This is a genomic window from Vreelandella mediterranea, assembly GCF_970647075.1.
Genome location: NZ_OZ310198.1, coordinates 2316888 through 2340377, shown reverse-complemented (window position 1 = coordinate 2340377; position 23490 = coordinate 2316888). Strand labels below are relative to the sequence as shown.

Here is a 23490-nt window from a genome sequence, read left to right as displayed (position 1 = left end):
TTATTGCCTGTTTAAAGTGTTTTTAGGGTTTTCAGGCAGTGCTGCACCAGTTGATGGGCGCGCTCGCTCGAGCCGGCTTCCACGTAGCAGCGAAGCTCCGGCGCGTTACCGGAGGGGCGCAGGTGAATGATCTCGCTATTTTCAAACGTGGCGCGCAAACCGTCGGTGGTGTCCAGCGCGCTGATAGCGGCTTCAACGCCCAGGGTGCGCGTCAAACGTTCGGGCTCGGCTTGCCACTGCTGCAACAGTTGCTGGCTCTTTTGGGTCGCAAAGTTTTTGAGCCGGTCGCTTGCGGTGTAGCGCTCGGGCAGGGCGTCGTTGAGCGCGGAGAGTGGCTTTTGCGAGCGCGCTGCCTCTACCATTAGGGTCAAGGCGGGCAGCAAAGCATCGCGGGTGGGCAGGGCGGCTAGCGTGCGGTGCTGCTGATGAAGCGTCGACTCGAGGAGAAAGCCGCCGTTTGCCTCGAAACCGGCAACGCGCTCGAACTGCGTGCGCAGTCGTTGCATTGCCGCCAGCACATAGGGCGAGCCAATACGTGTGCGCTCGACGGTTTCAAAAGCGCCGCACGCCTCGATCGCCGTATTGCAGCTAACCGGCACGGCCAGTGCCTCGATGCCGAGCGTCCGCGCGCAGAGCAAGCCCACGATATCGCCCCGAAGCCAGGTGCCGTTCTCGTCGCCTAGCAAGGGGCGGTCGCCGTCACCATCCGTTGATAACAGCGCGTGCAAATCGTGCTGCAAAGCCCAGGTACGCCCCAAGTCCTGGTCTTCTTCGCTCACTGCTTCGGTATCGACCGGTACGAAGTCGTCGCTGCGCCCCAACACGATGACCTTGGCCCCCAACGCTTCTAAAACGTGTGCGTTGAGATCCCGGCCGGCGGCGGAGTGCTGGTATAAGCCCACGCGCCATCCTGCCAGCGGCTTACCGTCGAACCAATGCGTGTAGCGAGCGGTGTATGCCTGGTTGGCCGCGTCGGAAACGACTTCTCTGGCCGGTGGCGCCAGGGGAGGCATCGCTACGCGACTGGCTAGAATCGCCGCTTCGTCGGCTTTGGTGATTTCTCCATCCGGGCGGTAGAACTTGATACCGTTACGATCAAACGGAATGTGGCTTCCTGTAATCATGATGCAGGGCACCTCATCGGCCATCGCCTTGAGGGCAAGCGCCGGGGTGGGGAGAACGCCATAATCATCCACCGCGAGCCCCAGCGCCTTGGCCGCACTGGTACAGGCCGCCGCCATGGCCGGGCTGCTGGGACGCCGGTCCATGCCCAGCGCGATCCGCTCGACCTTCGCGCCTGCGCGCATCGCGTCGATAAAGGCCACGGTAAAAGCAGCGCATACCTGATCGGTGAATTGCTCCACCAGGCCCCGCGCGCCGCTGGTGCCAAAGGCGATGCCGCTTGCATCGATAATCTCGGAGGTGGTGGGGGAAGCGTTCAAGAGCGTCTCCTGTTAGGGGAATAAAGTCAGCGTGTCCGGCATTCTAATGGCGCGCGGCGTGGCTTGCCATGGCCGTCACCCAAAACGAAAAAGCCCTCGCAAAGCGAGGGCTAATAAGGCGACTGGGATGGCTGAGGGCTTATACCTCGGCGCCCAGGTTCAACCCCACCAAAATAGGGTCATGGTCGGAGCTACGAAACGGGTCCGCCGCGTAGAGGTTCTCATTTTGGCGCTCGGTGGTGAATTCGGTGCTGTAATCCAGCGCGCTCGCCTCATCCGAGTTGATATGCCACGTGGTCGTGCCGGTGACTTGATCGGCAAGCGATTCGCTTGCCAGCGCATGGTCGAGCGACCCCCAAAAGCCATCGAACACGTAGCTGTAGTCGTCGTCGAGCAATTCGAAACCGGCGTCCGTCAGGGTCGTGACCGGATCTTCCATGGCATAGGCGTTCAGATCCCCCAGAATGAGGACATCCTGATCGTCGCTGCCGGTGGGGTTGGTCTCGAGCCAGGCGAGCAGCTCTTCCGACGCTTCAACGCGGGTGGGGTTGTTGTTGCCCTGGCCGTCACCGATGGCGTCTTCGCCATTGATCACGCTGCCCTTGGACTTGAAGTGATTGACGACCACGGAGAACTGCTCGCCGTTGTTGTCAGTAAAGGTCTGCATCACCGGCGGGCGATTACCAAAAGCAAACGCGCCATCGGTCTTGGTGGCGGCATCGCCTTCAGGGCTTACGGCTTGGCTGTTGTAGATGACCCCAACGGTAATGGCGTCGTCGCCGGCACTCTCGATATTGCCTTGCGCGTCCCGGGGCGTGCTGTACGCCCAGGTAACCCCCTCGATGCCCTGGTCCTGGATATCCGCATTGAGCGCGTCGACCAGGCTTGCCAGAGCACTATCTTCGCCGTAGCCGTTGTTCTCGACCTCCATCAACCCTAGGACATCGGCACCGCTTGTGTTGATGGCCTCGACGATCTTGGCTTCCTGGCGGGCGAACTCCTCGGCGTTATTGGCGCCTCGTGGGCTGTGAGTCGTGCCATTGAGGGTTTGTGTCTGCTCGCCGCTATCGCCCAGGGTATTGAAGTAGTTCAGTACGTTGAACGAGGCGACCTTGACGCTGGCATCCCCTAGCGCATCCACGTCCGGCGTGGCTGGGCGCTCGTCGCCGTAGAAATCCAGACCGTCTACGTTCTGTACCTTCCACTCGTCAAAGCTGAAATCCAAAACGCCCTCTAGTGTATCCAATTGGTCGCCACCGCGTAGCGGGTTGGACGCCGAGAGTTCTTCACCGTTACGGCCGTAAATAATCGGGTCCGGGTTCTGGGCGGAGTTGGCATCGTCGATCTTGATGGTCCGCGCGTCGGCGTCTTCCAGCCACGCCTGGTAGCCTTCGACACTGGGCGCATTCACCTCGGTAAACTGCTCGAGGCGACCGCCCTCTGACAGCGTGACCTCGCCATAACGGCCCAGCTCATAAAGCTCGGTGACGACCAAGGGCTTGCCATCCATTGCCTCGATGGCCACCCGCATGCCTTCGAAGGCCTCAAGACCTTGCTTGTTGGCAAAGGGTAGCTTGATGACCTGGCTTTGCGGCAGCGGCTGGTCGTTTTGCAGAACGTTCAGGCTCGAGCGATCCGCGGTCAGCTGTGTTTTATCGTAATACTCGGATACGGTACCGCCGATCCGGACCTGGTCACCGGCCGAGAGTTGCGATAGCCACTCGCCGCTGCCGCTGCCCGCGTAAACGAAGATGCCTTCCGAGGTGAGCGGGTTATCGTCGTTGTCTTCATCTTCTTCCTGCAGGAAGAAACCATCGAGGCCCGGAGTGACCATGGTGACGATTGCTTCCAGCGTCACGGCTTCGCCGTCCAGAGCACTGGTACCGCCTTCGCCCTGGACTGTGGAGATCAGCGTGATTTCGGGCTCGGGCATAATGGCCGTGCCGGGGGAGGCGAGGGCGGCAACGTCGCTGCCGTCACCGCCTAGTGCGGTAGAGGTGCTGGCGCCTTCTTCACCTTGTTGCGTGAATGCCTGACGATCCACGTTCCAGGACGCGGCATCGTTACCCGTCGTATCCGGGTAGGCTTCGAAGGCGATCTGGTTTCCATCGACACGCGGGTCGCCTTGCCAAAGGGTAACGGCGTCGCCACCGCTGCCCAGGCCCGCGGCGTTATTGGCGTAGCCGATCTTGAGGTTGTCGATATTGGCCAGGTTGCTCCATGCGTCTCGGAACTGGGCAACTGCCTCTTCTCCGCCATCGACGATGACGATGGCCGACTCGCCGGGTGCGAGGGTGGTAAGTCCCTCGATCGGCACGGCATCCTGCGGCGAGGCACTGTCGTCGTCGTAGTAGAGCGGGGCGCTGCCAAAGTCCAGCGACTCGTCCGAGCGGTTGGTGATCTCGAACCAGTCCTCGGTCACATCTGCGCCGTCCTGGCCTGGCCAGATTTCGGTAATCGCGAGACCGATGTCGGTTTCACCGGGGACGTAGGGCGCTTGTGTGGTGCCGATGCGGAAGGTCTGGGTCAGCCCTTCGGGCATGGCGCTATTGGCGAATTCCCAATTGTCCGGGTTGCTGATCGCGCTCAAGAGCTCGTCCGCCGTCCCGTAGCCTTCACCGGTGAACGCCGCGTTGCGTTCGCGGCCTACCGCCACTGCCGTCAGGCCGTTTTCAAGACCGGTCGGTAGCGCCGAGTTGTTGGAGTTGGTAGAGGTTTCCTGCCACTCGTCGCTGTTGGTCTGTACCGCGTAGATAAACTCGGGGTTGGTGTCCTCGCCCACAAAGGCGAGGACCTGGTCGCCGCTGACCGACAGATTGAAACTGCCATTACCCACGGCGGCGCTGTTGGCATCCGAAAACTGATCGGCGTCGCGGGTATGGGAAACGACGGTGCCGGGGGCCACACCGCCCTCGGGGGCGGTCCATTTCACAGCGCCTTCGTTGGCGCGGAAACCGTCGCCCATCCAGCCAGAGTCGGTAAAGGTGATTTCAGCCCCTTCGGCGATACCGCGCAGCGCGACGAACTGGAACTCCTTGTCGCTGCCGCTCACGGCGGTGACCGCGATATCGCCGGCGCGCGGAACCATGTCCGGAAACGCGTCGAACGTGACGTCGGTGCCGATAAATTGCTGCTGGCTATCGGGAAGGTCTTTGGATTCACGGCCATCGTCGAACCAGTCCACCGTGCCGCTATCGAACAGCACGCTGGCGGCGATACCGTCGTCGCTGGCCACGATATCAAATAGCGCTTCGGGCTTGGCACCGATTTCCCGAGGCAGGGTGTTCAAGTCGACACCTTCGATTTCGCGCACGGCGTAATCGCCGTCCCAGAAATAGAGGCCGAAGCCGGTATCGTCGCTATCGTTTACCGGGCCTGCCAGGATCAGATAGCCTTCGTCGCCCGCCGATTCGATGGCACGTACCGCGCGTCCGTCCATGTCCAGGCGCAAGGGCTCGCCAAAAGAGGCTTGAGTCGCTCCACCGGTTACTAACTCAGCGGCGTTGGTAACCGGCAACAGCTGCGCAAACCCACCGTCCAGCGGCGCGCGAAGCCCCAGATAAAGGGTGTCCTCGATAAAGACAGCGCCTTCGATATTGAGGCCTTGCTCGAGATTGAGCGCGTTCTCGCCAAGCCCGTGGCCATTACCCGAGTCCCAGGCGGCCAACTGAGCGGCCAGTCCAGTAAACTGCCCCACCACGTTGATCGACAGATCATCAGCGCTATCACCGGTGACTTCCGTTGCGAAAAGCAGGGAACGCTGGCTGGTTTCGTGGGAGCCCAACCAGTACTGCACGCCCTGGTAGCTGGCCACCGCTTCCAGATCGGCTTCCTGGCCATCGCTAAGCCCCAGGGCCTCGTTGAGATTGAACTCGCTGAGGGGCTCGCCGCCGGCTGCGCGATCATAAAGGCGTAGCGTTTGGTCTTCGTCATCGGCGACCAGCATCAGGTTTTCGCTAATGGCGACCGCCGCCGAGGCATCCGAGCTGCCCTGATAGTAGCGCTCACCAAGATCAAAAATCGGCTGGGGTGTTCTATCCAGTTCCGGCTCTTCCGGTGGCGTTGGTTCGCTTGGCTCTTCCGGTATTTCGGGCTCTTCTGGCAGCTCTGGTTCGCTTGGCTCTTCCGGTAGTTCGGGCTCTTCCGGCGGCGCTGGCTCGCTTGGCTCTTCAGGGGCTTCTGGCTCCTCAGGGGCTTCTGGTTCTCCAGGTGCCTCTGGCTCTCCAGGTTCTTCCGGCGCTTCAGGTTCACCGGGTTGTTCGGGCTGAGCTGCTTCCCGTTCTATTTGATCAACCAGGTCGTCCAGCAACGTATCGAAATCGTTGGTCGTATTGCCGCTGTTATTCCCGGTCAACGCTTGCAGCGTTTGAGCGGGTTTGAGTTGCTGGCTTTCACTGCTGGCGGCTAGTGCTTGGGCGATCTCGTCGCGGGAACTGCCCGCTTCGAGCAGCTCTAGCCAATAGGATGCCCCGGAAATGTCCGGGGAACGGCCCAAAATGCCAAGGTAAGCCTGGTCAAGCCAGTCAGCATCGCTCGCTTGCCCGGTGGTTGCCTGAAATTCGGCCGACGCTTTTAGATGGCCGGTAATCTCCTCCAACGACATGCCCGAACGGTACATGTTGGCCCAGTAAGAAAGCCCTTCGATATCCGCCGGGCGTAGCAGGTGGGTCGTGTAAAGCTCGGTCAAGGGCTGGATGGTCGAAGTGAACTCGGCGCCAGACATCAAGGTGCGCGCTACGGCCTCGGTATCCAGTGTGCCGCTTTCCAGTAAGCCCACCCAGTAGTTCAGCCCCTCTTCATCGGCCTGACGAAGTAAAAGTGTTTGATAAAGCGTACCGATGATCGTTTGATTTTCCATATCTAAAAGCCCCCCTAGAGCGGTGGTTCATTTGTTGTGTCTATGCATAAAGCGGCAGTGGTGGCGTCGTAACAGTTAGCATTGAAAGTTACTTGATGTTACGAGCGATCGGCTCAGCCTAACCACTCAATATGTCGATACCGTGACGCTGGGGTGTGCAAATTATTGCAAGTTGATGATTGTTAATTATTGTTTATAGCAAGGCCCAATACATAAAGACCACCTGGCTTTATTCAATCTGTCATGCTTTCGTCATTAATCGCCAGGTAATATTGCTAACTGTTTCAAAAGCCTGCCACGAAAAACGGTTACGGAAAACAAGGGGATTTCAATGAGCAACTTTCAGCTACAGCTTCTGCACGCATCGGACATGGAAGGCGGCGGGGGCGATCTACTAAACGCACCGAACTTCATCTCGATAGTCGATCATCTGGAAGATCAGTACGCTAATAGCCTGTTTGTGAGCTCGGGCGATCTGGTCTTGCCGGGGCCTTACCTGAACGCGGCGGCGGAAGAGAGTTTGCAGTCGGCCTTCCAAACGGCGGTGGAAGATGTGTATGGGCTGGAAGCGGGCTCCATGAGCGGCATAACGGCCGCATCGGGCCGTGTTGAAACGCTATTGATGGACTTGATCGACGCCGCAGCCGTTGCTCTTGGTAACCACGAATTCGACCTTGGCACGGGATTGATTGCCGACATGATCGCGCCGGTCACCAATGGCGACAGGGCTGCGGATGTCGAGTGGCTGGGGGCTCAGTTCCCCTACCTTTCCGCTAACCTGGACTTTTCCAACGATGCGGCGCTGAGCGGCCTGGCAACCAACGAAATTTTTTCCAGCGAAGCGTTTCAGTCCACGCTGGAGGAAGTGTTGGCCGGTGCCGATAAGCCCAAGCTTGCGCCGGCGGTCATTGCTGAAAGCGGTGGTGAGCAAATTGGTATTATCGGTATCACCACGCAGATTCTCGAGAGCATCTCATCAACGGGCGATGTCGATGTCATTACCGGCGGGCGCGACGACATGCAGGCGCTGGCGGGTGTAATCCAGCCGGTGATCGACGAGCTCGAGGCGCGCGGTGTCAACAAGATCATCTTAAGCTCGCACCTGCAGCAGATTCAGTTCGAAGAAGAGCTTGCCACGCTGCTGGATGGCGTGGATATCGTGATTGCGGGGGGCTCTGATTCTCTGCTCGCCAATGAGCAGGATATCGATCGTGGCCTTTTCCCCGGCGCCGGCGAGCCTTACAAGTCCTACCCCATCTTGACCCAAGATGCCTCCGGTAATGACGTCGTGGTCGTTAATACCGATGCGGGCTGGCGCTACGTGGCGCAGCTCGTGGTCGAGTTCGACGAGAACGGTAATCTCATTCCCGAGTCGATCGACCCGGCGACCTCCGGCATTTACGCCTCTACCGACGAGCAGGTCGAAGCGCTATGGGGCAGCCTCGAGGCCGCGTTTGCAGAAGGTACCAAAGGGCAGGTGGCACAAGATTTGGTTGGCGCTGTCGGTGCCTTCGTCGAAGAGCAGGATGGCAATATTCTGGGCCTCACCGATGTTTACTTGAACGGTGACCGAGGTACGGTGCGTACCGAAGAGTCTAACCTGGGGAATCTGACGGCTGACGCCAATCTCTGGTATGCCAAACAGGTCGACAGCGATGTCATGGTCTCTTTCAAGAATAGCGGCGGCATCCGCGAGCCCATCGGTGATGTAGTGGTGCAAGGGGGCGATAGTGAGCCCAGCTACCAGCCGCCGGGCGCGAATCCAGCAATCGGCAAGCCGGAAGGCGGCGTATCCCAGCTCGATGCCGGCTCGGCGCTACGCTTTAATAATGACCTTGCCATTCTGACGCTGACGCGTAGCACGTTGTTGGACGTACTCGAGCACGCCGTCGCGGCTTCGGCGCCGAATATCACCGCCGGGCAGTTTGCTCAGGTGGGCGGTATTCAGTACAGCTTCGATTGGGAACAGCCCGCCGGGGAGCGCATTCAAAGCGCCGCTATCCTGAACGACGATGGTCAGATTCATGATGTTCTGGTCGCCAACGGCCGCTTGGTGGGTAACGCCGAAGAGAGTGTGAAGGTGGTGACCCTTGGCTTTATGGCGGACGGGGGAGATGCCTATCCGCTCGAGGGTAATTACATCGACCGTGTCGATCTAGTGGACGCTTATGACCTGGATGGCAAGTTCGACTTCGCCGAAAAAGGTACCGAGCAAGACGCCTTTGCCGAGTACATGGGGGCGATGTACAGCGAAACGCCTTTTAATGAAGCCGAAACACCGGTCGGTGAAGATACGCGCATTCAAAATTTGGCTTTCCGCGACGACGCCGTGCTCAGCGATGCGGTCGACCCGCTGCTACGCCTGTACGATGCTGCTTTTGATCGCGAAGCGGATGGCACCGGCTTGGGTTACTGGCTGGACGCCAGCGAAACCGCAGGGCTTGGTGATATCGCCAACAGCTTCGTAGCCTCTCAGGAGTTTGCGGCTCAGCACTCCGACATTCAAGACGATGCGTTCATTGAACTGATGTACACCAACGTACTCCAACGCGAATCCGATGCGGCCGGCAAGCAGTACTGGCTCGATGAGATGGCTAATGGAGTCGACCAGGGCAACGTTATGGTCGGCTTCACGGAGTCTGACGAGAGCATGCTACTTTTTGGATGATGCTTTTAGCTGAATCGGCTCTCGATACGCCTTTTCGAGCGACCTCAGCTGGATAGACAGAGCCTGCAAAGACAACGCCCCTACCCCTGGCAGGGGCGTTTCTGTTATGCTGCGGCGATTCTACCTCGCGTGATTTTATTGATTCTACGGTGACCCCTCCATGGCAAAGCAACAGGAAGCAACGGATCTACAGCGCGCATTGAGCGCCTGTAAAGGTTCGTTCGTGTCGGTGGGCTTTTTCAGTATGTTTGTCAATCTGCTGATGCTCGTGCCCCCGATGTATATGCTCCAGGTTTATGATCGCGTTCTAACCACCCAAAGTTTTGACACTTTGTTAATGCTAACGCTGGTGGTGGTGTTTCTTTTTATGGTCATGGGCGGGCTGGAGTTGGTCAGGTCCCGTATGCTGGTAAGAATTGGTAATCGCTTGGATACCACGATCAACCAGCGCCTCTACAGCGCCATGTTTAAGCGCAGTCTGGTGGCCCAGGGAGCCCAAAGCGCCCAGCCGCTAAATGACTTGACTAGTTTGCGTCAATTTCTGACCGGCAACGGATTATTTGCGTTTTTCGATGCGCCTTGGGTACCCATTTACCTGGGTATTTTGTTTATTTTTCACCCTTGGCTTGGCTTATTCGCTACCGGCGCGGGCATCATTTTGTTTGTACTCGCGGTCGTCAATGAGAAATCGACCAAAGGACTTTTAGCCGAGGCGAATAGCGAACAAATCCAGGCCCAAAATTTGGCAAACTCCAACCTTCGTAACTCGGAAGTGCTCCACGCGATGGGAATGCTGCCGGGCATCATGGGTCGGTGGTCCAAGCGCCACCACGAGTTTTTGGCCAAGCAATCCCAGGCCAGCGACCGCGCAGGCGCCTTGACGAACACGTCCAAGGTGTTGCGCCTGATGTTCCAGTCGCTGATTCTTGGCTTGGGCGCATGGCTTGTACTCAATGGTGATATGAGCCCGGGCATGATGATCGCGGGTTCGATTTTGATGGGCCGCGCGCTAGCACCTATCGACCAGATGATCGGCGGTTGGAAAGGCTTTGTGGCCGCCCGCGGAGCTTATAGCCGTTTGAACGATCTACTGACCCAAATCCCCGATGAAGATCGTCACATGTCGCTACCGGCCCCTCAAGGGGTTATCGATGTCGAAAACGTTGCCGCCGCGCCTCCCGGTGCACGCATGGCAACGATTCGCGGGATCAATTTCAATGTCGCCCAGGGCGAGCATGTTGGCATTATCGGCCCCAGCGCTGCCGGCAAGTCGACCTTGGCGCGCGTATTGCTGGGTATTTGGCCTACCCAGGTAGGCGATGTCCGCCTCGATGGCGGCGAAATCAATCAGTATAACCGCGACGAGTTGGGGCCCTATATCGGCTATCTGTCCCAGGATATCGAGCTTTTCGACGGCACCATCAGCGAGAATATCGCCCGTTTTGGCCAACTTAGTCCGGAAAAAGTAGTAGAGGCGGCCAAAAAAGCCGGCGTTCATGAAATGGTTCTTGAACTTTCCGATGGCTACGACACTGTTATTTCTTCTAATAGCGGTGCGCTATCCGGTGGGCAGCGTCAGCGTCTGGGGCTAGCGCGGGCGCTATACGGCAACCCCGTCCTGGTTGTACTGGATGAGCCCAATGCCAACCTGGACGATGCCGGCGAGCGTGCCTTGAGCGAAGCTATCGCGAGTCTGAAACAAGAGGGCACTACGCTGTTCGTAATCAGCCATCGCACCAGCGTGCTCAAGTCCATGGATAAACTGTTGGTGATGAAAGAGGGGCAAGTCAGCATGTTTGGCCCAAGAGATCAGGTGCTTGCCCAATTTGCCAAAAAATCGCGCCCCCAGGTAAGTCAGCAGAGTTCGACGCGTCTCTCTGCGATTTCCGGCGGTCGTAACGGTGGCAGCGAGGAGTCGTAGAATGAGCAAGAATAACGAGCAGCTTCCGGCAAAAAATGAAATTGACGTCACACCACAAGGCCCGGCTACGATCGACGGCGAAGCCGAAGAGGCGCTGCCCACTAGCGACAAGGGGTATCGTAAGCTCGGATACGCTATCCTGGGCCTTGCGTTGGGTGGGTTCGTGCTGTGGTCAGTGACTGCATCGCTCGCCGTTGCCGTAGTGGCGCCTGGCAATGTCTCCATGGAGTCGTTCAAGCGTACCGTCCAGCATTTGGAAGGCGGTATCGTACGCGAGTTGCTGGTCAACGACGGCGACCACGTTGAGGCCGGTCAACCCCTGGTCGTGTTAAGCGACACTCAGGTACGCTCGCAGTTGGAAATCGCCCAATCCCAGTATTATATCAACCGCGCCATGGAAGCGCGGCTGCTCGCCGAGCAGCAGGGCGATGACATACTGGAGATGCCGGAAGAACTCAGCAATATCGACATCGAGCGCGTTCAGCGGGTGACCGCCGTACAACAGGGGCTCTTTCAGGCGCGGCGCCAATCGTTTAATAGCTCCATGGAAGCCATGGACGAGCAGATCGTTCAGATGCAGGAGCAAATCGAAGGGCTCGAGTCGCGTACCCGCGTGAATAACCAGCGGATTAGCTCACTGCGCTCCGAAGCACAGGATTTCCGCTCGCTGTACCGTGAAGGGTTGGGTGATAACCAGCGCCTTCGCGAGCTCGAACGCTTGATACTGCAGTATGAAGGCGATAACGCCGAATTTCAGGCCAATATTGCCCAACTGCGTTCGCAGATCAGCGAAAACCGTCTGCAGAAAGAAACCACTCGCCAAGAATTTCAGGCTGAAATCGGTGAACAACTGCGTACTGCGCAGTCGCAAATTGCCGAGGCAGAAGAGCAAATTACCTCATTGAGAGATCAGGTGAACCGCACGGTCGTCAGCGCGCCGGTTTCCGGCACCGTGGTGGGCCAGCAGGTACACACGATCGGGGCGGTAATTCGCCCCGGCGACACGATTATGGATGTCGTGCCCTCAAACGATGGCTTCGTGGTCGAAGCGCGCGTACCTACTCGCGAGATCGACAGTCTCTTTATAGGCCAATTTGCCGAAATCCGTTTCTCGGCCTTTAACCAGCGCTTAACGAGCCAGATCGACGGCGAGATCATTCATATCAGTGCCGACAGCTTTGAAGATGAAGCGACCGGCCAGCGCTACTATAAAACGCGCATAAAGGTCACCGATGAAGGTCAAGAAGATATGACCGAGCAAATGCAACTGCTTTCCGGTATGCCGGCAGAAGTGATGATTCGCACCGGCGAACGCACCTTTGCAAGCTATATCGGCAAGCCGGTCACCGATATGCTCGCGCGCGCCATCCGGGAGGATTAATGACAAGGACATCACGTTTTGCGCTAAGCGCACTAGCGTTTTCCGTCGCACTGGTTAGCCACTCGGCGCTCGCGCAAACTGATATGCCCGCCGACCCGCAGGCATTAAGCGAGTTTTCGACACTTTCTGACGCGACCGCCAGTGAGCCTCAGACGCTGCCATCGCTACCTGGGTTATTCGTGCGAGCGCTCCAACACGATTCGGACCTTTCCAGGCAGCGCCTGGAGCTCGAGGCGACGCGAGAAGAGATCCCGATGGCACGTTCGCGTCTGCTACCTGAGGTCTCGGCCAGCGGCGGCTACCTCTGGCAGGACTCGTCCAATCTTCAAACCGTCGGCGACGAAGATTTAGGCATTCCCCGAAATTCGGAGCGGCCAAGAGAAGTCGACGAAACTTTTTACCAGGTCCAACTGCAGCAGCCTTTGTTTAGCCTGGAGCGTTGGCGCGGCGTCGATGTCGCCAACGCCGAGGTTAGCGCCGCCGAGCTGCGGCTGGCGGTCGTCGAGCAGGAGTTGGCGCTCCAGGTTAGTGAAGCGTACGTTACGGCCTACCTGGCCGCACAGCGTCTGGGGCTTTTAGAAGCTCAGCAGGAGTCGCTGGATTTGCAGGTTCGCCAGGCAGATCGTGCCTTTGACTTGGGGATAGGCAATCGCGTTGATCTGCTGGAAGCGCAGTCGCGCTACGACCAAGCGGTCTCCGACGCGGTCGAGGCAGAAAACGAGCTGGATAACGCGCTGAGTGAACTGGAAAGACTGACCGGCGTAATGCCGAGTTTTGTCAGCAGCTCGCCAGGCGAACTAGGTGATGTCGTGCTGGCTGACGAAATCGGCGAAGTGGACGGCTGGCTTTCGCGTACCGGGCAAAATCTGAATGTTCTGTTGGCGGGCGAGCAACAAAGAGTGACCCAGGCCGATGCAAGCGTTAGTCGCTCGGGCTACTACCCCGAACTCAACCTCAATGTCAGCTACTCGGACCGCGACAGCGACGACCCCTATCGCGAAAGCGAAGACTACCGCGCAAGCGTCGAGGTAAGCGTACCCATTTACCGTGGCGGCTACACCAATGCAAGTGTTCGCCAGGGTGAAAAGCGTATCGAAGCAAGCCAAGCGACAGTCGATAACGAGCGTAACCTGGCCATGCAAGAGGTGCGCCGGCGCGTTAGGGCGCTCAACGGTGGCGAGCGCCGCCTCGAGGCCTTGAATCGTGCAATCGAGTCGGGTCAGCTCTTTTTGGATGCTGCCGAGCGCGGCGAGCAGTTGGGCCTTCGGGACCTGGTCGACGTCCTGGATGCGCGCTCGAGCTTCTACGATCAGCGTATTCAGTACGTCAATGCCGTGGGTGACTACGCTTTGGATCTGTTGTCGCTTCATGCTGCAGTGGGTAGCCTGGAGAGTCAGGATCTGGACCGCATCATGGCGTTACTGGCCTCCATGTCCACCAACGTACAGGTCGCCCGGTAGCCAGCAGCTATGGCCGTGATAAAAACAAGTCAAGGCAATGAATGGCTGCGCCGGGCTATGCGCTGCTTCGATGCAGGCGTCGCTATTTTGGTGGCACTAGCCGTACTTTCCTCGATGCCGCGTATCGACATCGAGGGTAACGACTACCTGTTTTTCATCCTCATCGGTAGTTTGCTGCTTCCCGCGGTAGGCGAGTTGATCGGCCTTTACCAACCTTGGCGCGGGCGCAGCCTTTATACCATGCTCGGAATCTATCTGGCCGCCTGGCTTGCGACTATTGGGCTGCTCAGTCTGCTATTGGTGGCCATCAAGGAAACACAGAGTTTTTCACGCCTCTGGATGGGGGTTTCCGCGCTGGCGGTGTTGGGCGTGGGAAGCGTGATGCGTGCGCTACTCTATATTTATTTACGCAGGCTTCGCGCCCAGGGGCACAACCTCAAGCGTGTGCTGCTGGTCGGCAAACAGGAAAACATTGCGCTGTTGGAGGAGAAAATCGCGGCTATGCCTCAGGCCGGCTATACGGTAGTCGAGCATTATACCGACGAGGGCGGGGCTGCATTTTTTCAACGCATGGCGGCGTTTGCCAAGGCCAATATATTCCAGCGTAGCTTTGACGAAATCTGGTTGGGCTACCCGCTGGTGCAAGGAAACCGTGTCCGCCACTTAACGCGGCTATTAGCCGGAATACCGACCAGTATCCGTTTTTTCCCCGATTTGCCAGATATACGCCTGCTCAACCACCGCATCACCCAGGTAGCCGGGCTTTATTCGCTTGAACTCAATTACACCCCGCTCAATGGCCCCATGAAAGTCATCAAGGCGCTTGAAGATCGCGTGCTGGGGTTGGCGCTTTTCATATTATTCAGCCCGGTAATGATGGCGGTGGCCATCGCGATAAAGTGGAGTATGGGCGGGCCCGTGCTCTTCAAGCAGGAGCGTCATGGCCTCGATGGCAAACGCTTCAAGATTTACAAGTTTCGCACCATGCACTTGCATGAAAGCAGTCAAACGCATCAGGCGTCTCATCTTGATCAGCGGATAACCCCCGTAGGGCGCTTTCTGCGCCGCACCAGCCTGGATGAGCTTCCCCAGCTCTATAACGTGCTTCAAGGGCGCATGTCGCTGGTGGGGCCCAGACCCCACGCGATGGATCATAACGATCACTATAAAGACCATATCGATATTTATATGCAGCGCCATCGTGTCAAACCTGGCATGACCGGCTGGGCGCAGGTGAATGGCCTGCGTGGTATTACCGATGACGTCAAGCTGATGGAAAAGCGGGTAGAATACGACCTCTACTATATCGAGCGCTGGTCTTTGGGTTTTGATTTGAGAATTTTGACGATGACGCTCACACGAGGGTTTGTAAATGGCCAGCCGTAGATGGGCGAGGCATTTACAACTTTGCGGGCTTGTTTCAAGGAGGAATGATGATTTTACCGGTTATTTTGTCAGGGGGAGCCGGATCCCGGCTATGGCCTGTTTCCCGCGAGCACTATCCCAAGCAGTTTCTGAATTTACATCGTGACGACGCCAGCTTGCTGCAGGAAGCGGCGCTGCGCCTTGGCGATGTAGCAGATTCCGACGAGCCGCTAATCGTCTGCAACGAAGAGCACCGTTTTTTGGTCGCCGAGCAGATGCAGCAAATAGGTTTCAAAAATAGCCAGATTCTCCTTGAACCCTGCGGGCGTAATACGGCACCTGCGCTGGCGTTGGCTGCGTTGGCCGCCAGCCAAAGCAACCCCGAAGCCGAGCTTTTGGTCATGCCCGCCGACCACGTCATCAAGGATACGCAGGCGTTCGCCCAGGCCGTTGAGCAGGGGCTGGAGCTGAGCCAGAAAGGGCGGTTGGTAACGTTTGGTATCACCCCGACGACTGCGCATACCGGGTATGGCTATATTAAACGTGGCCAGGCGTTATCCCAGGGCTTCGAGGTAGAAGCCTTTGTCGAAAAGCCGGACGCGGTAGCCGCAAAACAGTATTTGGAAAGCGGCAGTTACCTCTGGAACAGCGGCATCTTCTTGTTCAAGGCGAGCAGCTTTCTTGCGGCGCTGGGTGAATACGCCCCGGATATTCTGGAAAACTGTCAGGCCGCATTTGAAGCGCGCAGCGAAGACATGGACTTTCTGCGTATCGATGAAGCCATCTTCGAGAAGTGTCGCAGCGAGTCGATCGACTACGCGGTCATGGAGCACACTACACAGGCGGCGGTGGTGCCCATGTCGCCTGGCTGGAGCGATATTGGTGCCTGGGATGCGCTCCATGAGCTGCGCTCCAGTGAAGACCCGGTCAATGGCAATGCGGTTCATGGCGATGTCATGCTCCACGAAACTCAAAATAGCCTGGTATATAGCGATTCGCGTCTGGTAGCTGCTGTGGGAGTGAGCAATCTGGTAATCGTCGAAACCGACGACGCCGTACTCGTTGCCGACCGTCGTCATGCCCAGGATACCAAGCTCATCGTCAACGCCTTGAAAGCCGCCGGGCGCAAAGAGTTTCAATCGCACCAGCAGGTTTACCGCCCCTGGGGGCATTATCGCACCATGGTATTGACCGATAGCTTTCAAGTGAAAGAAATCGTGGTTAAACCAGGCGGGACCCTCTCACTGCAAATGCATCATCACCGCGCCGAGCACTGGGTCGTCGTGGAAGGCACTGCGCGCGTTACCCAAGGCGAAGGGCATGGCGATATCTCCAATTTACGCAGTTTTTTGCTATCCGAAGATCAATCGACCTATATCCCGCTGGGTACGGTGCATCGGCTGGAAAACCCGGGCGTTATTCCTCTGAAGTTGATCGAGGTGCAAACGGGCTCTTACTTGGGAGAAGACGATATCGTTCGTTACACCGACAAGTATGGTCGTGAATAGGAGTCCTGCGCAGTAATGAGAGTCGCCATTATTCATGATTGGCTGACCACCTGGGCCGGCGCCGAGAAAGCGCTGGCCGAGCTGCTCAACTGTTTCCCTCAGGCTGAAGTTTTCACGACGGTCAACTTTTTGGAAAAGCGCGATATCCCCGCGCTGAACGACAAAGTCATTCACACCAGCTTCATCCAGCGTTTGCCCTTTGCGCGAAAGCGCTACCGGCACTATTTGCCACTGATGCCACTTGCCGTTGAGCAGTTCGATCTAAAAGGTTTCGATCTGATTTTGTCCAGCAGCCACGCCGTTGCCAAGGGCGTGCTGTCCGACCCGAATGCGGTGCATATCTGCTACTGCTACAGCCCCATGCGCTACGCTTGGGATATGCAGCACCAGTACCTGCGGGAGTCGGGCAAAACACGTGGCGTGATGAGCGGGCTTATGCGTTGGCAGTTACATCGGCTTAGGCAATGGGACTACATTAGTGCTCAGCGTGTTGACCACTTCGTCGCTATTTCGCGCTACATTCAGCGGCGCATCGCCAACTGCTACCGCCGAGAAGCCGAGGTCATCTATCCGCCGGTCGAGGTAGATAAATTCCGCCACGACCAGCCCCGTGAGGCGTTTTATCTGACGGCCTCACGGATGGTGCCCTACAAGCGTATCGATCTGGTGATCGAGGCGTTCAACCGAATGCCCGACAAACAGCTCGTCGTCATTGGCGATGGGCCAGATCATGCCAAGCTAAGCGCGATGGCGGGGCCGAACGTGACGTTATTGGGTTACCAGCCGGATGATGTGCTGATCGACCACCTGGAGCGCACCCGAGCCTTTTTGTTCATGGCCGAAGAGGATTTCGGTATTTTGCCCGTGGAGGCTCAGGCCGCCGGGGCGCCGGTCATTGGTTATGGTGTCGGAGGCTTAGCTGAAACCACCCTCGATGCTGTCTCCGGGCTCTTGGTCGCAGAGCAAACCAGCGAGGCGCTTATCGAACGGGTGGGCGAGTTCGAAGCCCTGCGCGAGGTCGAGCCCGATGCCTTCGCGGCGGCGGTGTGTCGACAAAGTGCCGAACGGTTCTCTACCGCTAATTTCACCCGGGCGATTCAGTCACTGGTTAACAAATACCTCACAACGTGAAGTGCCGTCTTGATGGCCAGGCGTTCAGCGCAAGCGTTCGTAATGACGTAGGCACTGCGCCATCGGCTGCTCGCCCAGCCAAGCGATGACCTGACGGGTATAACGGCTGCGCGCTTCGTCGACAAGATGAAAGTTGGTATCGAAGAAGTCGTCGGTCTCATACATGGCATCACCAGGCTTGCCGACCCATTGGAGACCGGCGGCGCTTACTTTATCCGGCAAAGAGGCATAAAAGTGCGCCTCGACCGGCGAGTCCGTGTAGACCGGTTGATAGCGTAGCGGAGGCGGCATAAAGACAGGACAAGCGCCTTTTTCCAATAGCCGGTCGCGAAACGCGCGTAGTTGTGCGCCGGCAAATTGACCCTGGCGTGCGGTGTGGCCGTAGTTCTCTGCCGGTAGCGAGGTCAAGAAGTTCCAGTGGCGTGCTTCGCGTAGCGATCTAGCCGTATGTTGCTGGTCGCCGTGGCTATCCAGGTTATGGGCGCCGTAATCGCCGCTCACTGTGAAGCCCTCGGGCAACCCTCGGTAACCCTCCAGAATACGTGTTAGCGATGTCCTGGCAATAACACTGAGCGCCTGCTTCAAGGGGAGTTGCATGAAGGCTTCAGGGTGGCTGTTGGCCCAGTGCACCAAAGGGCTCGAGACGGGCTGATCCTGGTTGTAAAGCGGATACTCTAAAGGCAGAAGTACCAGGTCGCCGGACTGGATAGTGGGTTCGGCGCTTGCCAGAATGACGGGAAGCGAGATACCCGCGTTAACACCCAGGTTGACAGCGGGGCGCTGATAGGCCGCCTCCAACGCCTTACTGTCGATTCCAAACATGGCCGAGGAGCCGGCCACCACGACGATTTTAGGAGACGTGACTGCCTCGGCCCTGGCTTGCTTATAGCTGATCGCCCCGTCGATCCACGCGTTGTTCGGGTGTGGCCGGCCCAACTGGCCCGCCCAGAAAATCAACCAAAGGCTGAGTATTATCAAACCACCCGCGAGCAATCCCGTTAAAAAACGCACCATATCCTTGAGCTCTCTTTACATGTGCGCGCGGCGCTTAAAAGTTGAAATACAAAAAAGCCTGGCCGGGTAGATCGACCATGGCCTTGGCCACTATCACCAAAAGCACCCCCACAACGCCTCCCTGCCATAAACCCCGCGATGGAAGCGCTAGCCACTGGGCCAGACGCATGCTGTTGGGCATCGTTAGGACGATGAACGAGCCGAACAGTAACAACGCCCCAGGGGATTGCAACGCCATGACACCTTCAGTCAAGGCGTTGCATATATCGCCAAGCGCTCCCCATTGCCAGTGGCCAAGGCCTGAGTACAGCGCCCAGGTGTGCTCCAGACTGGTAGCCCGAAAGGGGACCCAGGCCAGCATGACCAGGGTCAATGTCAAAGGCCAACTGACGCCGCGTGGTAGCCGCACGGAGCTAAACCGTCGCCATACCACAAAGATGGCTAATAGCAGACCGTGTAGTCCCCCCCATAGTAAAAATTGCCATCCGGCTCCGTGCCAAAGCCCACCCAATAGCATGGTTGCCATGAGCGCTATTACATGGCGCGGCAGGCCGTGACGGCTGCCGCCCAGCGGCACATAAAGGTAGTCGCGCAGAAACTGTGAGAGCGTAATGTGCCAGCGTCGCCAAAACGTTTGAATATCCACCGCGCGGTAGGGCGAGGCAAAGTTTTCGGGCAGCCTTATACCGAATAAGAGGGCCAGCCCTAGCGCCATATCCGCGTAGCCAGAGAAGTCAAAATAGAGCTGCAACCCGTAGGCCCAACCTGCCAGCAAGGTGTCTCCAGCGGCGATATTTTCGGGCGGGAGGGCAAAAAGTTGGTCCACGAAGGGCGCCAGGTTATCGGCAAGCAGCAGCTTCTTCGCAAGCCCGATGGCGAGCAGCACCAGCCCGCAGCGCACTAAAGCTGCTTCGGGGGGCCTTAGGCTTGCCAGCTGCGGCGCAAGGGTGCGGTAGTGGACGATAGGGCCAGCAATGAGCTGAGGAAAAAAGCTAACGAATACGCCATAGAGCGATAAAGGCCCGCGCGCGATTTTTCCCAGGCGGACATCTACCAAAAAAGCGATCTGTTGGAACGTAAAAAACGAAATGCCCAAAGGCAGTACCAAAGGGCTAAAAGCCTGGGGCGGCAGTTGAATCATTGAAAGCAGGAAAACCGAGTATTTGAACCAACCCAAAAGCCCAAGGTTGAACGTAACCCCTAGCCAGAGCCACCCCGGGTGCGGTTTGGCGACCCGCCCGGCGAGCCAATAGTTGATACCAATGCTCGCCAGTAACAGGGGCAGCAAGGTAATATCCCATGCCGCGTAAAAAACCAGCGAGGCGAGTCCAAGCCAGGCAAGTAGCAAGCGCGGTGTGGCCAAAAGCGTCAGCAGTAGAAAAATCAGCCAAACAATGGGCAAAAAAACCAGTAAAAACTGTGGAGTGCTAAAAACCATGCCTTTGCGCTCGAACGGTCGCGGGGGTAAATGCTAATGATAGTGCGGGCGTGAGCATACCATAATCGCGATCGCTTAAGACGCAACGGCAGAGTGAAACAGAACCGTTCGCTGCTGGATAACCAGGACCTATTCACCGCTGATAAAGGGCGTACATGGACAGTCATCGCCGAACGACGCTGTTGCTGGTAGCACTACTGGCTACCTTGATGGGCAGCTATCTCTATAAGGGGATTCTCGACCCGACCCATACAGAGTGGCTTCTCGACGAAGGGGACCTGCTTCAGCACTTTTTAGGCTGGCATTACTTTCGCCATGAGGCTTGGGGATGGCCCATTGGCGCGCTGCATACTTTCGGCACCGAAGTGCGTACCAGCATCGTGTTTACCGACTCCTTACCCCTTGTAGCGATTCCTTTGAAACTTATACAGGCGTGGCTGCCCGACCCCTTTCAGTATCAGGGATTAGCGGCACTGTTGCACGTTGTACTTAACGGCGTCGCGGCTTGTCTGCTTTTAACCCGTATCAAGATGCCAATGATAGTGGCAGTCGCGCTGAGTCTTATGGTCGCCGTTATGCCTGCCGTGATTTTTCGCGGCCCAGGCGGTGCAGGGCACGAGTCGCTGATGGCGCACTGGGTGCTGTTATTGGCGATCTATCTGGTTCTTTTTCGCACAAAAGTCAGCATAAGAGCCCTCGTGCACTGGGCGCTGCTTCTGACAGCGGCCGTACTCGTCCACTTTTATCTTTTCCTTTTAGCGGGTATGTGCTGGGCGCTTTGGTGGCTACTGGCAACATTGGAGCGCTACCGTGTTACTTCAATAACCGCTGCGCCCCGCTGGTGGTGGGGGTGGCTGGCTTATACGCTTTTGCAGCCGCTCTCGGTTCTAGGGGTGATGTGGGCGGCTGGCTATCTGTATACCAGTGGGGCGTCGCCTGGATCGGATGGTTTCGGGTTTTATCTTGCTGAGTTCTTGGGGTTTTTTAACAGCTATAGCTATCTTCCGGGTTTCGAAAGCGCATCGCTTTTATCGTTAAACTGGCATCCTTCTATTGGCGGTCAGTATGAAGGAATGAGTTACGTTGGGTTGGGCATAATAGGACTCTGGGGGATGGCACTGCTGCTCTTCGTTGGCCGGCCGCAACGCATAACGGCGCGTTACCGCCGCAGAGCAGGGGCGCTTGCCTTACTAGCAGGTGGGCTTTTCATATTTGCTCTAAGCGATACGCTAGTGTTGGGCCGTCTATCGTTTGGGTTTCCTATTCCCTGGCCGGAGCCACTGCGTAGCCTGTTACGTGCCAGCGGGCGCATGGTCTGGGTGCTTATGTACCTTGCAACCTTCGCCGCGGTCTATGTACTGGCTCACCGGCTCAAGAAACGCCCGCTCATATTCGCAACGAGCATATTGTTGGCGGTTCAAGTCATTGATCTAAGCCGATGGCATCACCACTTTCACACCCAAAGCCAGCAGGCCGCTAGCTACCGCATGGTAGAGGATCCCCGCTTTAGCGGCTGGTCAACCCCGGAGCTTACATCGGCGCTGGCGGAGCATCAGGCGCTTGAACTCACTCACGCTAATGACATTGTGGCCATGCTGCCACTGGCTTGGCTGGCGGGTAAGTACCATATGTCGGTCAATGTGGCCTACGTGGCACGAATCACCGAGCCAACGATTAGTGCCGCCGTGGCGCCCACGCGCCAAGCACTGCTAGCGGGGCATCCGGCGCCGGATGTTGTCTACGCCATGGCTGATCCAGAAATGATCCAGCACGCCTGTACATTGCCCAACATGCAGTGTGTGGCCACGGCGCTTGCGACCTTTGCCTGGCAATCCCCCAATGAGGAGGCTCAATGAGCAATGCACCCTGGTGTCTAAGTATTATCGTACCGGTACTCGACGAGCAGGAGTCGCTGCAACCGTTTGTCGAGCGTATGCTCGAAGAGCTAAACCGGTGCGCACCAGTATTCGAAATTCTTTTCATCGACGATGGCTCGACGGATAACACCCTGGCGGACTTGAAGGCACTGAATGCGGGTGATGAACGCCTGCGCTACGTGTCGTTCAGCCGTAACTTCGGCAAAGAGGCCGCTTTGACGGCAGGGCTTGCCCACGCCAAAGGCGATGCCGTGATTCCCATGGATGTCGACCTACAAGACCCGCCGGAGTTGATTCCGGAATTTATTCGTTACTGGCGTGAAGAGAACTACGACATGGTGTACGGCGTTCGCGCTTCGCGCCCCGAGGACTCCAAGGCCAAGCGCACTACTGCCAAAGGCTTTTATAAGCTGTTTAACCGTATTACCCATTCGCCCATTCCAAGCAATGCGGGCGACTACCGACTGATGTCGAGGCGGGTGGTCGACGTGCTGTTGCAACTACCAGAGCGTAACCGATTCATGAAAGGCCTCTACGCTTGGGCGGGTTTCAAAACCATCGGTGTGCCGTATCAGCGCCCTGCTCGGCAGGCCGGAGAGAGCAAGTTCAGCTTCTGGAAGTTATGGAATTTTGCTCTGGATGGCCTGGTCGGTTTTAGCACCATTCCGCTGCGAGTATGGAGCTATATAGGGGCCTGCGTCGCTTTGGTCGCCTTTCTTTATATGGCCATTGTCATGCTGGATGTAGTGATTAGCGGCCGCGACGTGCCAGGCTACGCCTCGCTCATGAGCGTCGTACTGTTTTTCGGTGGGATGCAGCTTTTATCGATCGGTATTCTGGGCGAGTATATCGCACGGCTATTCATCGAAGTGAAAGGCCGTCCACTGTATGTCGTCGCCGATGCCTCAGCACCCGGCGGTACTGTGGCGGCGAGCCCGCATGCAAGCGAGGAGGAGCTGATCGAGGCTTCATCTGGGGCCTCGAAAAATAGGGCCGGTAATGAGTAAAACCCGCACTGAGCTTTGGCAGGCGCTACGTTTTATCGCTGTAGGGGCTATTGCCACCGTGACCCATATGCTGGTGGCAACGCTGCTTTATGCCGCCATGAACGGTCGCGCCATCGCCGTTATCAACTTCCTGGCTTGGCTTACCGCCTTTGGCGTCTCGTTTTGGGGCCATCAGCGGGTAACGTTCAAACGCTCGACCACGTTTGGGCGTTTTTTGCTGATGTCGCTTTCGGGCTTGGCCATTAACTATGCGCTGCTAGGTGCGCTGCTGCTGACGCCGCTGCCGCCCTTGCTTGCGATGCTCTCAGCCATCGCGGTGGCCGCTATGAGCACTTATATATTGGCGAAGTACCATACCTTTGCTGAGGCTACCGAGCGCAAGTAGGGCCTTTTCCCTTTGGTAACGGTGGTGTGGGCTCA

The 23490-nt window shown here is 57.5% G+C and carries 14 protein-coding genes; 10 read left to right on the top strand and 4 right to left on the bottom strand.

Annotated features, from left to right (window positions below):
* Nucleotides 1–11: 11 nt before the first annotated feature.
* Entirely contained in the window at nt 12–1442 is a 1431-nt protein-coding gene (locus ACWFVE_RS10780; protein ID WP_447529272.1) for a phosphomannomutase, read from the bottom strand.
* Between the two features lie 139 nt (nt 1443–1581).
* Nucleotides 1582–6300: an ExeM/NucH family extracellular endonuclease gene (locus ACWFVE_RS10775; RefSeq protein ID WP_447529271.1), complete on the bottom strand. Its 4719-nt coding sequence runs from the start codon at nt 6298–6300 to the stop codon at nt 1582–1584.
* A 331-nt stretch (nt 6301–6631) separates the two neighbouring features.
* Between ACWFVE_RS10775 and ACWFVE_RS10770 the strand changes: the two genes are divergently transcribed.
* The 7 genes from ACWFVE_RS10770 (at nt 6632) to ACWFVE_RS10740 (ending at nt 17734) form a co-directional block, all read left to right on the top strand.
* A complete protein-coding gene (locus ACWFVE_RS10770; RefSeq protein ID WP_447529270.1) occupies nt 6632–8968 on the top strand; it encodes a DUF4214 domain-containing protein in 2337 nt (778 codons plus the stop codon).
* 160 nt (nt 8969–9128) lie between these two features.
* A complete protein-coding gene (locus ACWFVE_RS10765) occupies nt 9129–10889 on the top strand; it encodes a type I secretion system permease/ATPase (RefSeq protein WP_447529269.1) in 1761 nt (586 codons plus the stop codon).
* Nucleotide 10890: 1 nt separating this feature from the next.
* Entirely contained in the window at nt 10891–12270 is a 1380-nt protein-coding gene (locus tag ACWFVE_RS10760) for an HlyD family type I secretion periplasmic adaptor subunit (RefSeq protein WP_447529268.1), read from the top strand.
* Nucleotides 12270–13730: a TolC family outer membrane protein gene (locus ACWFVE_RS10755; RefSeq protein ID WP_447529267.1), complete on the top strand. Its 1461-nt coding sequence runs from the start codon at nt 12270–12272 to the stop codon at nt 13728–13730. Before ACWFVE_RS10760 ends, ACWFVE_RS10755 begins: the two co-directional genes overlap by 1 nt.
* A 90-nt stretch (nt 13731–13820) precedes the next feature.
* Nucleotides 13821–15116, top strand: a complete 1296-nt coding sequence (locus tag ACWFVE_RS10750; RefSeq protein WP_447529266.1) for an undecaprenyl-phosphate glucose phosphotransferase — start codon at nt 13821–13823, stop codon at nt 15114–15116.
* Between the two features lie 47 nt (nt 15117–15163).
* Nucleotides 15164–16603, top strand: coding sequence for a mannose-1-phosphate guanylyltransferase/mannose-6-phosphate isomerase (locus ACWFVE_RS10745; RefSeq protein WP_447529265.1), 1440 nt, complete (start codon nt 15164–15166; stop codon nt 16601–16603).
* 15 nt (nt 16604–16618) lie between these two features.
* Nucleotides 16619–17734, top strand: a complete 1116-nt coding sequence (locus ACWFVE_RS10740; RefSeq protein ID WP_447529264.1) for a glycosyltransferase family 4 protein — start codon at nt 16619–16621, stop codon at nt 17732–17734.
* Nucleotides 17735–17758: 24 nt separating this feature from the next.
* On the opposite strand, the gene ACWFVE_RS10735 is transcribed toward ACWFVE_RS10740, so the two are convergent.
* A complete protein-coding gene (locus ACWFVE_RS10735) occupies nt 17759–18748 on the bottom strand; it encodes a hypothetical protein (protein WP_447529263.1) in 990 nt (329 codons plus the stop codon).
* Nucleotides 18749–18782: 34 nt separating this feature from the next.
* Entirely contained in the window at nt 18783–20186 is a 1404-nt protein-coding gene (locus ACWFVE_RS10730) for an MBOAT family O-acyltransferase (RefSeq protein ID WP_447529262.1), read from the bottom strand.
* 155 nt (nt 20187–20341) lie between these two features.
* On the opposite strand from ACWFVE_RS10730, the gene ACWFVE_RS10725 reads away from it, so the two are divergent.
* From ACWFVE_RS10725 to ACWFVE_RS10715, 3 genes are read left to right on the top strand one after another with little or no spacing between them, the layout of a single operon-like run.
* Complete coding sequence (locus ACWFVE_RS10725) at nt 20342–22042, top strand: DUF6311 domain-containing protein (protein WP_447529261.1); 1701 nt, start codon at nt 20342–20344, stop codon at nt 22040–22042.
* Nucleotides 22039–23070 carry a glycosyltransferase family 2 protein gene (locus ACWFVE_RS10720; protein ID WP_447529260.1) on the top strand — a complete coding sequence of 344 codons (1032 nt, stop codon included), beginning with the start codon at nt 22039–22041 and terminating at the stop codon, nt 23068–23070. The genes ACWFVE_RS10725 and ACWFVE_RS10720 overlap by 4 nt, the downstream gene beginning before the upstream one ends.
* A complete protein-coding gene (locus tag ACWFVE_RS10715) occupies nt 23063–23455 on the top strand; it encodes a GtrA family protein (RefSeq protein ID WP_447529259.1) in 393 nt (130 codons plus the stop codon). Before ACWFVE_RS10720 ends, ACWFVE_RS10715 begins: the two co-directional genes overlap by 8 nt.
* The last annotated feature ends 35 nt before the right edge of the window (nt 23456–23490 follow it).